Below are 14,753 nucleotides of genomic sequence, written 5' to 3' on the forward strand. Positions count from 1 at the left end.
CATGCTCTTTTGGGCTTTTTGGATTGTTCCTCAAACCTTAACCTTGTTTAGGCTAGGCGTGGGGTTGGTTCTTTGTTTGAACCTCTCTATCTCCACAAAAAAGTTTTTGTTTTTCTTCGCTATTTTGTCTGATGGACTAGATGGTTTTCTGGCAAGACGCTGGAAAGTTTGTTCAGCTCTTGGAGCCTGCTTGGACCCTGTTGCTGACCGCGTTCTTTTCTATGCTCTTGCCTGGTCTTTTTCTTCTTCTGTACCTGGAAAACTACATCATCATCTTCTTCTCATTCCTTTACGGGATCTTGCCCTTCTCCTCTATTGGCTTTGCTGGCTAGCTCTTCCTGCTAGGGAAAGACAAACCTCTGCTCTTAGGCAATCCATGATTTCGGGAAAGTTGCTTACGGCTTTTCAGGCGCTGCTGATGTTCGCTCTTTTCTACGGTGTTCCAATCGGTCTAGAATGGTTTTTTGTTCATTCTTTTCTGATTGCCGTAACAGCCTTTGAATTAGGTAGTTTATTCTCCTGATGCTGGAATCTTAATAAGGTCCCCCTCATGAAAAGGTTCCCTTTTCTTAGGATTAGCATTAAGAATACTCTCAACGGAAATACCGTACTGTTTGGAAATCGAACAGATAGTATCTTCTTTCCCCATTAGATGCATGCCACGTATCTGTTCCGACTCTGAGGTCACGTGCTCTTGGTTTTCTAAGAAATCAAAAACTTGTGCTAAGCGTGCTAATTTTTGAGAAACAACAGATCTCTTGCGGTACAGTTTGACCTGTTTAGGTGAGACAATTTTACTGCTGGAAAGAAACTCTTCCAGTCTTTTCTCGAGACAAGAACGAAAGTCTTTTAAAGCTTCTCCTGTTATGGAGATTTCTTCCTTTACTTGTTCCAGCATGGGCAGCTGGACATTTACTGCTTGAAGTTCTTCAAGACGATCACGACACTTTTGAAGGTTTAAGGTAAAGTTCTTAAGATCTTCTCGATAGAGATTGATTTGCTCCTGTTGGAGGGGTTCGGGGAGTCCGTGATCTTTCAGACCATCCACTTGCTTCGTTGTATCTTGTCGGGCAGCTTCTCCTCTTCTTGCTTTTTCCTCTTCTGAAAAGAAATAGTGAGGGATCTTTTGCTGAACAAGAAGAAATTGTTCGAGTTTTGCTTGGGCTCTTTCAAGCTCCTCTTTCTCTACATTCATATCGGATCGAAGGCGTTCTAAACCAGCAATGGAGGCATGGCCAGGATTAGAGAGAAAAAATGTGATCTCATCTTCAATCAGACCAATATGGTAAATTGACTCCCGAGACTTGAGGTAGATCGTATTAACATCACGACACAACTGCTCATGAATCGTTACCATACAGGGCGAAGGATCTTGTGCACCACATCTCGATAGGAAGGTCTTCACTTCTTCAAGCTTCTCCAAAACAGGTTGCCACCTCTCTCGGAGAGACAAGGTCTCCTGCTGTAGACTTTGGAGTTCCTCTTCGAAGGGAACAGAGGCTGTTTTCTCTTTGCCTTGGTCTTGAGGAGGAGTTGGAAGGGGTGTCTCTCCAGCAGTAGTCCCTTCGGTAAGATCATGCTCAGTAGGTGCAGCTTCTGCCTTTTCCCTCTTTTGTCTTTCCCTTTGAGCGATTTCTGTTCTGACTTCCACGATTAAGTTTTGAATATCGCGACGGACTCGATCCAAGTCCTGTTCTTTTACATTTATATAGGGATTTTTTGATCGTACTTTTTCAAGAAGCTTCTCAACACGTCGAATATTTTCTTCGACCTTGCTAAGCTTACTAGGACATTTTTTTTCGACTTTTTCTTTAAGGTGTTCTAATGCAGACAGAAGCCTATGGAGATGCTTACGAATATGGTGTAAAGATCTGGTTGAGTTGCTCTCTTGACTAGCTTGCAAAACTAAGGGAGTCCGCTTACACAGTCTCTGTTCAACAGAGGCACAGGACATCCAATATGTACTCAAGAGAACAGACAGGAGGATCCTTTGGGAAGTCATCGAATGTTTCTCCAGTTAGAGCAGCAATAAGGATAAAAGGGGTCAGCGTAACAGAGCCCTATCCCTTTCCTAAGAATAATCAGGACAGACTCCCTCCGCCCTTCAAGCTTCAAGAACAGGAACCATCCATCTATAATCCGTCGACTTTTTGTGAGCCACCCTTATCTTTGAGCAAGAAGAGCTGTCCTCTCTAAGAAGTAACTCTTTTGTACTGAATTTCAACAGATTGCCTGATTCGCAGGAAGAGAGAATGAGCTCCCTCTACTGTGAGAGAAACATATCGTTGCAGCCAGTAGTGGTAGCTCAAGCAAGTCATCCCGTTTAGAAGGGCAAGAAGGGGAAAAACAAGGTCGAAGCTATACGTAGAAAGGAGAGGGGGCGGTTCTAGGCTCCAATCCACTGAGAGGGTGTACAAAAAACCAAAAAGGCCCATTCCTAAAGAAAGCCACATTCCAAAGGGGAAAAAGTTAATCCTTTGGTAGAGATCATGCTTTACCTCTTCAATCAAGCAGGAGACCCTCTGCTCAACAAGGGCAAGATCTTCATGAGACAAATAGCCACCTTCTTTGGTGCAGGAACTATTCTTTTGAATAAGAAGGAGGCAGGTGCCATAAAAATCTTCGTAAATTGGCTCAAGAATGGGATGAACCAAAATATCCTTTTTTAATAAATCAAAGGGTCGGTCTTGAGCTTCCTGAATGTAAAGCATCATATCCTCTTCTTTAATCGTACATGTCCTGAGGTGAAACAAGCCCCTAAGGAAAAAAAAGAAGTTAAGGGGAAGAAAAGCAAATAGGCACAGAAAGATGCACTTAGAGAAAGGACTAAAGTGACAATAGGCTTTAAAAAGAAAATGGATGTTCATGTTGCTGATTGGCATGGATACGATTTAAAGATCATAACAATCAAAGGAGAATCCTACTGGGTTAATCTCCTTCTCGCTAAACTTCAAGACAATTTTTTCGTTAGGGGAACATATGTTTAGTCGACTCTTTCGAGTTTTAGTCACTTTTTCGACCCTCTTCTCAGGGATATTGGTCTGTCAAGATACGACATCTTCTATCCTCCATCGAGAGGGTCTCTTCGGAAAGTTTTTTTCCGTTTTGCCCTCTTCCTCCTTTTTGCCCTCTTCCCATTACTTGGGCCTCCTTCTTGGTATGCTCGTCCTGGGACTCCTTATTCAACTAGCACCTTGGACTACTTCTTTTGACTTGGGAATCTGCTCCCAGTCTTTTTTTGTTTTGGGCCTCCTAGAAAGAGTGGTCGTAGCCGGTACGACATTGATGGCTACCCTAGCTGCAGGAAGTTCCATGCACCTTATGGCTTACTTCATTAACCTAAAGGCTGTTGTGGAGAACCTCTCACCTTATCACGCAGCTTTTTTTTCAACGGTCTGCATCCTTTGCGTAGGATGTGCCACGTATTTTTTTCTTGCGGACACTCGATCCCAATTTCAAGAAAAAGAAAAAGACCTCCTGGGTAGCCTTATTGCTCTTTTTTTTAAGACCTTTTTGCAAATAGGCTCCGTCTTTTTATTCTTAATTCCTATGACAAAAGGCTTGATGATCGATATCTTCTCCCAAAGCCTTCTCTCCTACTGGCCTCTTTACATCGTTTTAGGTTTAGGGACGCTGCTGCCTTCCTTTTCTAAGTCCATCTTTATGGGGGAAGCTGTTTCAGGGACAGTTTGGGATTCCTTTTCAAGGTGGGGACAAGCCCTGTCAGGGTGGATCTTCTTAATTGGAGCCATTTTCTTTGCACGGGCTTTTGCGGAAACAGTCTACTTCCCTTCTACAGTTTGGTCCCTCTGCCTGGCTTCTTATCTTGTCTCCTTTTGTCTTTTTTGCGCTCGAGAATTTTCTCATCGGATCGTATCTTGGGTCTGGATTATGATGGCTTTCTTGGTTGTCGTTGCCTTTTTTATTTTAGAACGCCATGAATTGTGTGTTCAGAATATCGGTTTTCACCCCGTTCAGGAACAGCTAGGACTCGTTTTCCCTTGAGGGTTCGTTATGTTTTTTGTCGACACCCATGTTCATTGGACGCATGACAAGTTATGGCCTGCTCATGCTTGGATCGAGAAAGCACAACAGGCTCAAGTAGCTTATATGATGACGATCTGTCTTTCTTCAAAGGACTTGAATCGAGCCATGGAGCTGCAACAAAGCTACTCCTCTGTCGGAATAGTTGCCGCTCTTCATCCAGCCGATGTATACGGACAGGACGATCTTTTTTGGGAAGAAGTACAGCAATATGCCAAAACAGCAAAGCTTAAGGCTGTCGGAGAAACAGGGCTCGATCTCTTCCATCAAGATGTACCTTTGGAAGAACAGAGAAGGCGTTTTATTCTCCATCTCGAATTGGCTTTATTGTGTCAGTTACCTGTTGTCGTTCACGCACGAGAGGCGCTTCCTCTTGTTTTGGAGATCTTAGACCAACATTACCTGTCAGATCGACAGGCACGCCGAGGCGTTATCCACTGCTTTGGTGGAGGAATAGAAGAATACAAAGAAATCACTAAAAGAGGATGGTGCGTCGGAATCGGCGGGTGTGTGACCTTCAAAAGGTCAAATGCACTGAGAGAATGCGTCAGGATACTCGACCCTTCAAGCTACGTCCTCGAGACAGATGCACCCTATCTCAGTCCGGAACCGGACAGAAGAAGGGTGAACCAAAGCGGATACCTTCCCGAAATAGCAAAGTTTGTTGCTCTCCTGAGAGACGAAACAGTAGAAAAAGTCGCTGAGGACACAACAAAAAACGCGATAGCCCTCTTCGATCTCAAAGAGATCACCTAGAAGGCTTTTCGCTCAAAACACTCTACTTGTACTTGTGCTTATGACGATCACGCCTGCGCCTTTTCTTGCGCTTGTGCTTATTCATTTTGTGTCTGCGTTTCTTTTTGACCGATGACATAGACGTCCTGTTCTTTGTCCTTAACTGAGCAAAAAAGAGTCAAGCGGCCGTTAGTCTACGGTTTGTTTCTTTTTTTAGAAACCGGAAGCCGTCAACTCGGTGAGAAATCTTGAAACTTTTTAGGTGAAGGGTGCTTCCCCGTCTCCCCCGGCTGTGAGGATGCCTCGTCTCGGAATAAATTAGCAAACTGTGCGAGTCGAGCACGATAAGCTAATTCCACTTGTCCAGTTATGCCATACCTGTTCTTTGCAACGATGACCTCTGCTGATCCTGGTCGATCATTTGGGTCGTAATACTCACGGCGCAGCAGAAAAAGAATAATATCTGCATCTTGTTCAATGCTGTTGTGTACGACGAAATCATTCGCAATGAAGTTATGCCATGGTGTAACTGTTAAGTCGAAAACGAAGTCTTCTCCATCAGGTTGAATACGAAGAATCCTATCCCAAACCACCTCTTGACCTTTACGAATACAGGCGACTTGTTCTCCAATAGAAAGGGCGTCCAGTCGGCTCCACCCTTGTTGTTGTAAAAAACGATGATTGGCTGTGGCGCGAATCGATCGTCCACTCTCTGTTTGCAAAAGAAATAAGGCTCTTTTCCCATTGTTCCAATGTTGCGACACTCTTCCGAGTGTAAGAGACGGATTGTCTAAAGGGGTTTGGCATGTCCAAGTTCTTGTCCCTTGCGAGACCACGTCACAGAGAGGAAGGGTAGTGTTTTCCAGAGAGATACGCGTCTCTCCTGCTAGGCAGCCCGACTCTCGTAGATCACTCATGATGGGCCGATGCCCTGGTCTCTCTTCAACTTTACGAGATAATTGAGCGAGGCAAAGAAGAGGAATATGGAGCTCTCTAGCTAAGTTCTTCATCATTCGCGAGATCTCAGATATTTCATTCTGTCTGCTTTCTGCATAACGGCTTGTTTTTGGGCCATCAAGAAGTTGAAGATAATCGACCATCAGAAGCTCAATATTGAATTTTTCTTTCATACGACGAGCACGCGTGCGCAAGTTAGAAATATTGATATTTGGCTGATCATCAATGATCATTTGCGCATTCTCGATGGTCTTGACACAGCTGACAATGCGCTGAAACTCCGCTCCTGTCAAATCTCCCTGTAGGATTTTACTTAAAGAAATCTCAGCTTGAGAGGCAATGATACGGTGAATCAGCTGTTCTGTAGGCATTTCTAAAGAAAAAATACCAACAGGTTTTTTCTGATGAAAACAAACATTTTCTAACATATTTAGGCCAAGTGCTGTTTTTCCCATACCAGGTCGTCCAGCCAGAATAATCAGATGGGCCGGATTTAGACCGTTGATCATATGATCTAAATCGTAGAATTGAGTGGGGAGGCCAGTTACGCGAGAATGGTCTGGTCCTTTACTGAGAAAATCTCCTTGTCGCTTTTCTAATATTTCTAGGAAAGGTTGGGGAGAAGACGGGTGTTTCCCCTGTAGAAAAGCGGAAAGTGCTAGACCGTCTCGTGCATGAACTTTTTGGCTGATCTGAAAAAAAAGATGTTGTGCACGATCCAACGCGGAATGCACATCATCCGGTTCCTCTCTAGCCTCTTTTTCCACTTTTTGAGCTGCGCGAATCATTTTACGCAATGTGGATTTGTCCTTTACGATACGAATATACTCTTCTGTGTAGGGTGTTAATCCAGAAAGGTGGGCCAAATCGGCTAACATCGCCATGCCACCGACATCAGCGAGTAAATTTTTCTTTTTTAGAGCTTCTATAACGAGCTGTGTATCTACTGGTCTGTCATTAAGATAAAACTCTTTCAACACTCGAAGGAGACACTGGTGTTCAGGAAAGAAAAAATCTATTTCCTCTAACTCGGAAGCTACAAGATGCAGGATATCGTTGTTGGACAATGAACAACCAAGAAGTATTTTTTCTGCATCTCTTGAGAAGAGCGATTTCTTTGATGCTTTCGGTGGAGTTTCCATTATGGGTACACTGTATGAATCAGAGAGGGAAGGTACACGAAAAATGGTTTTCCTGGCACACTCGCTCGGGTTTGGAAAGATGGCTGAGTGGTCGAAAGCACATCCCTGCTAAGGATGCGTATCCGTTAGGGTACCGTGGGTTCGAATCCCACTCTTTCCGTTTGTTCTATGTGGGCTTGGACTTGACTAAGTGCCGTTAGAGCAGCTGTTTCCGTTCGAAGAAGGTAACGATGTAGTTTAATGGCCTGGCCCCTTCTCTCAAGTTTTTTTTTCTCTTCTGATGAAAAACCATTTTCTGGTCCTACGATGATTTGGATAGGCAGACGGAGTGCCTTAATGGTGTTGACAGGGACCCCTTCTGTATCACACCAGAGAACAGATCCCTTCGGGTCCAAGTTGGATTCTGGGTCGGAAATCAATTGGATAGAGGGAAGAAGAGGGTTGCGACTTTGTTTGAGTGCCGCGATAGTGATTTGCTCGAGTCGGTGAAGTGTTAGCCTCATAGAGGAGTGGATGTAAAAAGCTGTGACTCCTAGTTCTGTTCCTTTTTCAATAAGCCACTCGAGTCGTTGTTTGTTTTCTATGTTTATGAAGAGGTGAAGTGGAGGTGAGGTGAGGTGCTTGATCTCCTCATGTCGTAGAATCGCCTTTTGGGGATCCGCTTCTATCAAATTTGAGAGAGCCACATCGCCTTTTCCGTTGATCACACGTAACTTCTCTCCCGCTCGTTTACGGAGAACGCGCACAACATGGTGTGATTCTTGTTCAGAAAGCTGGTAGTTCGTTCCAGAAGAGAGAGGCATGTTAGGGCAGAACGAAGTGAAGAGATGCTTTTTTATCATTGGTTAATTACCACTTTTGCAAAACTGGCTCGCTTTTGTAAAAGGCTTTCTACACGCTCAACAAAGCAAGGTTCTAGTTTAATTTGAACGAGATAGTGGGCGAAGAATTGTTCAGCGACTTCTTCGAGTTCAGATGGAGCCAGCCCCGTTTGCTCTTGTAAGTGCCGAGTATATTTCTCAATGAAATTCCTTTTCCATTGAGGCAAGTCTGTCATGCCCAAGGAAAGACAAAGACATGTTTCTGATTGCCAGTGCATGTCTAAAAAAAGATGCTCTTGTGCTGTTTTTAGAAAGAGGGGTGAAATGCCTTTGAAAGGAATCGTTTGTGTGGAAGAGAAGAGAGAACGTGCCAATGAGGAAGAAGATCGAGAGGATTTTATCGGTAATTCAACACTGTATTGATGATCGTGTCTTGGAACGAAAAAAATGTGTAATTGGGATAACCTTGTGTCTGTGATTGCTTTGGGCTCTTCAAATAAAGCTGGAAGGTAAACAGATCTTTGCTCAGGGGCCAATTTGAGACAGATGCCTGTATCAAGAGGCCCTGCAAGAAACTCTTCATAAGCCTGAACAATGGCTTGTTCAGGAATAGGCCAGAACAACCCGATTTGTAACTGTTTCTGAATAGAATCTTCGGTTCCACGCATTTGTTGCTGGAGCCTTTGAGGAGCGTAGGCCAAAACTTGGTGTTTCCATGTATGAGGCAAAATAATTTGCACAGGCGCTGTTTGTTGTGTTTTTTCAACCAGAGCGATATGCACCTGCGGTTTTCCTACTGCTGTTAAATCTCTCCAGTCTGTAAGCGGTGTGTTATTCATATAAATTTCTTTAGATGTGACGACATGGAAGAGACAGTCAACTGGTTTTTCAGCAAGGTCAAGTACGACACGCAGGTCGGAGGGGTTGATCTGGTCAAGTCTATTTCTTTTCCCTCTCAAAACGAGATTGGTGCTAGGTGTGACACGGCTATTCCTATGACAAAGATAGAATCCATTTGGGATGTTTTTGACGAATACAGGGACATCGAGAAAAATTTGGTTGATCTCTGTTAGAAGATGGACTTTCCACCACCAAAAAAGAGCGATCAAACAAGAAAATAAGTGTCTCTTCCAATTTTTTTGAACGCTAGGAGGGAGAGGACGCTCTTTCACGGAAACCGTTTCCTAGCTAACTGCAGATAGGGTGCTTCTGACAATAGAGCGAAACCGATCTGGTTTTACACCACTTGTCATTTGCCCATTCTTCAGGAGAGAGACTCGACCATGTTCTTCGGAGATCACAATCACGAGAGCATCCGTTTGCTGACTGACTCCCATGCCAGCTCGGTGGCGTGTTCCCATCGACTTCAAAAGCGGGTTATTCGGATCATTGGCAAGAGGTAGGATAGCGGCAGCTGCGAAAATCGTTAATCCTCTAATGATGACGGCCCCGTCATGTAAAGGAGTTCCAAAGGTAAAAATTGTTTCCAAAAGCTCTTGGGAAAACTTAGCTTGTAAAACGACTAACTGTGAGGAAATTCTCTCTTGTGAATCTTCGTCTTCGATGATGATCAATCCTCCTACTCTGTGATTGGCCATCCGAAAAACAGACTGTGTCAATTGATCCAAAAAAGATTCTAGTTCTTCTAGATCGAGATCTTTTCTTTTTTTACTTCCAAAAGTGACTAGCGCAATGCGGAGTTCGGGCTGAAAGAGAGAGGGAACAGCAAGGAGACAAATGGAGAAAGCAGCCCATGTCACTTGAGACAGTGCCGTTAAATCTAGGTGATGGGTACAAGTAGAGGCACACCATAAAACAGAAAGAAGGAGCAGGGCGTTCATGACCCGTGTCGCCCAAAAAAAAGATAAAAAATAGTCGATAATTAAAGCCGAAATGGAAATTTCACAGACGGAGAGGAGGCGAACGGCCCAATCAGATGGCAATAAGACAATCCAAGGCAAAACTTTCCCCTTAAAATGAAGGTACAGATATCAAGGAAGCGGTTTAGTGTGGAGGAGACGACAAGCTACCCGTAATTTAGCGGATCGGCTCCTCTTGTTTTTTCTCTTTTCTTCAGAAGAGGCGCCAAGAGGTTTCTTTGTTAGAATGGCGAGGTCTCCTTTTTGTTGCTGATTTTTCAAAGAATGTTTAACCATTCGATCTTCCAAACTGTGAAAGGAAAGGATGGCGGCAACTCCTTCCGGAGACAAAAGTTGGGGCAAAAGAGAAAGTGTGCTCTGCAATTGATCTAGTTCGCTATTGACCTCCATGCGTAAGGCTTGAAAAAGAAGCGTGGCCGGATGAAGGCTTCGATTCTTTTTGAGGACAGGGTGAACAGCTTCAAGTAGATGCTCTACAGTTTCAATAGGTTTCTTTTTTCGATAGATACAGAGGGCACGGGCTAGTTGACGTGATCGAGGAACTTCTCCTCTGAAGAAGAGATCCGAAAGTTCTCGTTCAGAGTAGGATTGTAAGATAGACAGGGCAGATAGAGGATCATGAGGGTTCATGCGCATGTCGAGGGGAGCATTACGAAAACGATAGGAAAATCCTCTTTCTGGGTGATCCAACTGCAAAGAACTCATTCCTAAGTCGAGAAGAAGGAAGTCAAAACTTTGTCCTTTTTTCACAGCTTGCTCGGAAAAAGAAGCAAAATCGGAATGGATAAAAGAATACAATTCAGGAAGGTCTGAATAAAGCGCCCGCTGTGCTTGCTCCAAGGCAGAGGGATCCCTGTCGACACCAACAAAATGGCGAACAGAAGATGTCCGAAGGATGTGTCGAGCGTGTCCCCCACAGCCAACAGTACAGTCCAAATAGGAAAAAGGACGATCCTGAGGCAGAAAAGAAGAGAGGACCTCGGAGAGAACAGGAATATGTAATTGTTGCACGTAGGGGCACCGGTTGTTTCCCGATTTTAACTTTAGATACTTTTGGGAACCAGTGAAAAGCTCTAAATGCATTTCCCTTCGGAAGAGTTTTTACTCTTTTCTCAAAAAAAGAGCGACTCAGATAATCCAGTGGGATAAGAAAGAAGAGAGGTAGATCATGCGCAAGGTGACTATTGCCGACTTTGGAAGAGACGAGTCGCAGAAATACGCTCGTCTTCAATCTTTGTTGGAATCTGTTTGGTCTGCACACCACGAAGCTCGGATTGTTCAGCATCATGCTAGAGTGAGCGTTTCTACCCCTTGGTTGGGAGATGATCGTTTTCGTGAGGCGGGCCTTGTTTCTGCGACAGTTGGTCAATCCCGGTTCTCGGAAAGGCTGGATATGTCCCATTATCAACATCCTCTCCGCAAGCCTTCGGTTGCACATTACGTTGCTCCTGTAGGATGGCGTTATTTCCCGGCCAGTTGGGCATATCAATACAAAATGATGAGCCTAGATGAAGACGAATGGTCAGAGATGAGCGACGTCTTATCGAGTTACTTACCAACCTCGAGCTTGAGGAAAAGACAGTTGCAAAGCTTGTGTTCTTTTGTGGAAAGGGTATTGGCTCTTGTAAAATGGTGTGTGAGTGCCATTTGTAACCGAGCTAGATTTCAAGGAGCCTAAAAATGAAGGACGGAGACAAGGAGATTGTGTGGCGTGACCTTCTAGGTTTTTCCGATGAGCAAATTCAAGATTTGCGTTTCACTGGTTACTTCTACATTCGACAGGGGAAATATGAAATAGCAAAATCGTTCTTTGAAGCTCTCGTTATTTTTCAATCTCAGGAAATGCCTTCTAAACAAGAAGTATATGATTTTAAGACTCTAGGTGCTCTTTATCTAGAGTTAGGCAAATATAGGCGTGCTTTAAGATACCTTGATCGTGCTTTACAATTTGATGCAGAGGATTGGACAGTCCGTCTTAATCGTCTCTATTGCCTTTTCTCCCTTAACAAAATTGAAGAGGGGTTAGAGGCTGCAGAGGAGTTACGGAACAGTCAGCTGCCGCAGATCGCTGGAGCAGCAGAAGCTTTGGTGTCGGGCTGGCGAGAACAGCTTGCTGTATAATGAGGACCTCAAGACGAAAAAGGGGGCGCTCAGGTGGCTTTACTGGATAGAGAGCCGATATGTCCATCCTTGACTGCTTGGGATCAATTTTTGGAATTTGCACGTTCGCGTTCCTCTCTAACGGCTTTTCAAAATTGGATCGATCCGATTGTCTGTTTGGGCGTTGAGGAGGACGAGTGTGTTCTTCAAGTGCCTAACGTTTTCGTGCAGGAGTATTTACTCTCTAATTTTGGCGAAGACTTGCGTTCTTTCCTTCCTGTGCGCTCAGATGGTAAACCTTCGATTCGGTTTGTTATTGCTGATCTTCCCTTGCCTGAACCGAATGATGTACAAGCGCGTTCGGCAGCCTCTTCTGCGTCTTCGGATCAGTCGGGTGGGATGAAGCTGAATCGATCGTACACCTTTGACTCTTTCATTGAAGGCACCTGTAATCAGTTTGCGAAATCGGCTGCTTTTGGTGTCGCTTCACGACCCGGTAGGGTTTACAATCCTTTTTTTATTCATGGGTCTGTTGGATTGGGGAAAACGCACTTACTTCATGCTATTGGACACCATCTCTTAGCAACGCATCGAAAAATTCGTGTACAATGTTTGACTGCCGAAGAGTTTGTGAATGCTCTCGTAGATAGCTTACGTAACAAGACTGTAGATCGTTTAAAAAAGACTTATCGCAATTTAGATGTTCTGCTTGTAGATGATATCCAGTTCCTTCAGGAAAGGATGAACTTTGAAAACGAATTTTGCACGATGTTCGAGGCTCTGATTAATCAATCCAGACAAATTGTGATTACAAGTGATAAGTCGCCTTCTGATCTTAAGCTTTCAGAAAGAATGGTTGCGCGTATGGAATGGGGACTAGTCGCCCAGTTAGGCATGCCAGATCTTGAAACACGTGTGGCTATTCTACAGCACAAGGCGGAGTTGCGCGGGTTAGACCTGGAGCAGAAAACAGCCTTTCTTTTGGCTCAACACCTTCAGTCTAATGTGCGACAAATTGAAGGTATCGTCAACAAATTGTGTGCACAAAGTCGCTTGCTTAGCCTTCCTGTAACGGAAGAGTTGGCTATGCAAAATTTAGGTGAACTTCTAGGGTCTTCTCAAAAGGAACAGTACCGCATTACTGCAGAGGAGATTATCGAACTGGTTAGCAACCATTTTGGCGTCAAAATTACAGATATCAGAAGCACAAAGAGAATAAAAGACGTGTCTCTTGCTAGGCAAGTAGCTATGTTTCTTGCTCGTGAATGGGTCCGAGGCCCTTTGATGGCCCTTGGGTTGGCTTTTCAAAAGACGCATTCCACGATCTTACATGCATACAGAACGATAGAGAGAAAGCTGCCTAACGACAAGGAGCTGTTTGTTAAGGTAGAGACGGTCCGCGCAGCCATTCGTGCTAAGGCTGTTATCCATTAGCTCTTTCTTGCTCTCGGCGCGACTCGAACGCGCGACCTGTCGCTTAGGAGGCGACCGCTCTATCCTACTGAGCTACGAGGGCCTAAATCATTTATCCTCTTGATTGCGAAGCCTGCTTCCCTGCATTTTCCCAAGAAGGGGGTTCTTTTCTATGCAACACCCTTCTAAAGTACCCATTTGAAAACGGCATTAAGGAGGATTGAAGTGCCTGATCATCAAGAAGAGTCAGATCTTGGGATCGTGGGATTAGGGACAATGGGGGCCAGTTTGGCTCTCAATTTCGCTGATCATCAGTATCGGGTAGTAGTCTACAACAGAACAACTTCCAAAGCGGAGAACTTTTTTGCAAAGTATAAAGATCGCTATCCTTTGCAACTGGCTCGATCTTTAGAAGATTTTGTCAAAAAACTACGAAGGCCTCGAAATATTCTTCTCATGGTTTCAGCAGGTTCTGCTCTGGATAAAATATTGGAACAACTTGTTCCTTTGTTGGAGGAGGGAGACTTAATCGTTGATGGAGGGAACAGTCACTTTCTCGATACAGAGAGAAGAATGCAGGCCCTCGTGGAAAAGAATATCCTTTATGTTGGATGCGGTATTTCCGGTGGAGAGGAAGGTGCACGACATGGACCAGCTATGATGCCAAGTGGGGCAGAAGCCTCTCGACAACGTGTTGAATCTCTTTTGGCTTCTGTCGCAGCTCGTGATGAAGAAGGCCATGCTTGTTGTCGCTGGATTGGATCGGGAGGCAGCGGGCACTATGTCAAGATGGTGCATAATGGCATCGAATACGTAGAAATGCAACTTCTTGCCGAAGCATACGATCTTTTGCGTCGAGGTTTTGGTTTGAATTGCTCAGAAATTGCTTCGATTTTTTCTCATTGGCAATCTGCCTCCTGGGGTGGTTTTTTATTGGACGCTTCCATTCGTGTTCTTCGTCATCACGGAGAGAGGAAAGAGTGTTTGGTCGATGAAATTTTGGATGAAGCTTCTCAAAAGGGGACAGGGCGTTGGTCTACTTCTGACAGCCTCGAATTAGGTGTGCCTGTACCAGCTTTTTATGAAGCCGTCGCAGCACGATTCCTTTCTATGGAAAAGGATTTGCGTACTCTTTTTCAATCCAGGAGTCGGGAGAAGGAGCCTTTTGCTAAGCAATCCTGGAGTGAGCGAGACTCACTCGATTTGGCTCAAGCGCTTGAGGTTTGCAAACTCTTCGCTTTTGGACAGGGCTTCCTATTGATTGTTCGTGCTTCTGAATTGCATAATTGGGGCGTGCTCCCTGCAACGGTTGCCGGAGTATGGAAATCGGGTTGTATTATACGTAGCCGCATTCTTGCTGAGATGCAAGAAGTCTTCGGGAAGAATCATCAAGCTTCTGTATTCTCCGATCCCTTCTTAGGGCGAATAGAAGGGGGTCTTGCGGGTTGGAGAAAAGTGGTAGGATTAGGGGTGTCCTTAGGGATCCCTTTGCCTTGCATGAGCAGTTCTTTGGCCCTTTACGATGGTCTCCGAGCGAGTGTGCTGCCGGCAAATTTCATTCAAGGCATTCGTGATTTTTTTGGGTCACACGGTTACACTCGTGTGGAACAGCCTCATGGTCAATCTTGTCACGCAGATTGGAACAGATCGTCTTAAGTGAG

General features: G+C 44.6%; 15 protein-coding genes and 2 tRNA genes. 8 read left to right on the top strand and 9 right to left on the bottom strand.

Going from position 1 to position 14,753, the window contains the following annotated elements; translation table 11 throughout:
- Position 1: 1 nt before the first annotated feature.
- On the top strand, positions 2–523 hold the full coding sequence (locus HAT2_RS00550; protein WP_114544101.1) for a CDP-alcohol phosphatidyltransferase family protein: 522 nt from the start codon (positions 2–4) through the stop codon (positions 521–523).
- Here the strand turns inward: HAT2_RS00550 and HAT2_RS00555 are convergent.
- Both HAT2_RS00555 and HAT2_RS00560 read right to left on the bottom strand, forming a co-directional pair.
- Complete coding sequence (locus tag HAT2_RS00555; protein ID WP_114544102.1) at positions 512–2,002, bottom strand: LysM peptidoglycan-binding domain-containing protein; 1,491 nt, start codon at positions 2,000–2,002, stop codon at positions 512–514. The genes HAT2_RS00550 and HAT2_RS00555 overlap by 12 nt on opposite strands.
- A gap of 190 nt (positions 2,003–2,192) precedes the next feature.
- Positions 2,193–2,753, bottom strand: coding sequence for a hypothetical protein (locus HAT2_RS00560; RefSeq protein ID WP_147267449.1), 561 nt, complete (start codon positions 2,751–2,753; stop codon positions 2,193–2,195).
- A 226-nt stretch (positions 2,754–2,979) separates the two neighbouring features.
- On the opposite strand from HAT2_RS00560, the gene HAT2_RS00565 reads away from it, so the two are divergent.
- Both HAT2_RS00565 and HAT2_RS00570 read left to right on the top strand, forming a co-directional pair.
- Complete coding sequence (locus HAT2_RS00565) at positions 2,980–4,005, top strand: hypothetical protein (protein WP_114544104.1); 1,026 nt, start codon at positions 2,980–2,982, stop codon at positions 4,003–4,005.
- 9 nt (positions 4,006–4,014) lie between these two features.
- Positions 4,015–4,800, top strand: a complete 786-nt coding sequence (locus HAT2_RS00570; RefSeq protein ID WP_114544105.1) for a TatD family hydrolase — start codon at positions 4,015–4,017, stop codon at positions 4,798–4,800.
- Between the two features lie 22 nt (positions 4,801–4,822).
- Here the strand turns inward: HAT2_RS00570 and HAT2_RS03990 are convergent, their stop codons facing one another.
- Positions 4,823–4,918: an AURKAIP1/COX24 domain-containing protein gene (locus HAT2_RS03990; protein WP_108623965.1), complete on the bottom strand. Its 96-nt coding sequence runs from the start codon at positions 4,916–4,918 to the stop codon at positions 4,823–4,825.
- Positions 4,919–5,009: 91 nt separating this feature from the next.
- Complete coding sequence (dnaB, locus tag HAT2_RS00580) at positions 5,010–6,878, bottom strand: replicative DNA helicase (RefSeq protein ID WP_114544106.1); 1,869 nt, start codon at positions 6,876–6,878, stop codon at positions 5,010–5,012.
- Between the two features lie 73 nt (positions 6,879–6,951).
- Between dnaB and HAT2_RS00585 the strand changes: the two genes are divergently transcribed.
- Positions 6,952–7,038, top strand: a tRNA-Ser gene (locus tag HAT2_RS00585).
- Here the strand turns inward: HAT2_RS00585 and HAT2_RS00590 are convergent.
- Genes HAT2_RS00590 through rsmH form a run of 4 tightly spaced genes read right to left on the bottom strand, consistent with a single transcriptional unit; the run spans position 7,004 to position 10,590 of the window.
- A complete protein-coding gene (locus tag HAT2_RS00590; RefSeq protein ID WP_114544107.1) occupies positions 7,004–7,720 on the bottom strand; it encodes an RsmE family RNA methyltransferase in 717 nt (238 codons plus the stop codon). The genes HAT2_RS00585 and HAT2_RS00590 overlap by 35 nt on opposite strands.
- Positions 7,717–8,871 carry a YbbR-like domain-containing protein gene (locus HAT2_RS00595; RefSeq protein WP_114544108.1) on the bottom strand — a complete coding sequence of 385 codons (1,155 nt, stop codon included), beginning with the start codon at positions 8,869–8,871 and terminating at the stop codon, positions 7,717–7,719. The genes HAT2_RS00590 and HAT2_RS00595 overlap by 4 nt, the downstream gene beginning before the upstream one ends.
- A gap of 12 nt (positions 8,872–8,883) precedes the next feature.
- Entirely contained in the window at positions 8,884–9,660 is a 777-nt protein-coding gene (locus HAT2_RS00600; RefSeq protein ID WP_114544109.1) for a diadenylate cyclase, read from the bottom strand.
- 30 nt (positions 9,661–9,690) lie between these two features.
- Complete coding sequence (rsmH, locus tag HAT2_RS00605) at positions 9,691–10,590, bottom strand: 16S rRNA (cytosine(1402)-N(4))-methyltransferase RsmH (protein ID WP_181860270.1); 900 nt, start codon at positions 10,588–10,590, stop codon at positions 9,691–9,693.
- Between the two features lie 157 nt (positions 10,591–10,747).
- Between rsmH and HAT2_RS00610 the strand changes: the two genes are divergently transcribed.
- The 3 genes from HAT2_RS00610 to dnaA are packed head-to-tail and all read left to right on the top strand — an operon-like array spanning position 10,748 to position 13,113.
- Entirely contained in the window at positions 10,748–11,257 is a 510-nt protein-coding gene (locus HAT2_RS00610) for a hypothetical protein (RefSeq protein WP_114544111.1), read from the top strand.
- 2 nt (positions 11,258–11,259) lie between these two features.
- Positions 11,260–11,700, top strand: coding sequence for a tetratricopeptide repeat protein (locus HAT2_RS00615; RefSeq protein ID WP_114544112.1), 441 nt, complete (start codon positions 11,260–11,262; stop codon positions 11,698–11,700).
- Positions 11,701–11,733: 33 nt separating this feature from the next.
- Positions 11,734–13,113 carry a chromosomal replication initiator protein DnaA gene (gene dnaA / locus HAT2_RS00620; RefSeq protein WP_245932336.1) on the top strand — a complete coding sequence of 460 codons (1,380 nt, stop codon included), beginning with the start codon at positions 11,734–11,736 and terminating at the stop codon, positions 13,111–13,113.
- A gap of 8 nt (positions 13,114–13,121) precedes the next feature.
- On the opposite strand, the gene HAT2_RS00625 is transcribed toward dnaA, so the two are convergent.
- Positions 13,122–13,195: transfer RNA gene (locus HAT2_RS00625), tRNA-Arg, on the bottom strand.
- 122 nt (positions 13,196–13,317) lie between these two features.
- On the opposite strand from HAT2_RS00625, the gene gnd reads away from it, so the two are divergent.
- Positions 13,318–14,748, top strand: coding sequence for a decarboxylating NADP(+)-dependent phosphogluconate dehydrogenase (gene gnd, locus HAT2_RS00630; RefSeq protein WP_114544113.1), 1,431 nt, complete (start codon positions 13,318–13,320; stop codon positions 14,746–14,748).
- The last annotated feature ends 5 nt before the right edge of the window (positions 14,749–14,753 follow it).

The organism is Candidatus Similichlamydia laticola (genome assembly GCF_003339615.1).
GTDB lineage: Bacteria > Chlamydiota > Chlamydiia > Chlamydiales > Parilichlamydiaceae > Similichlamydia > Similichlamydia laticola.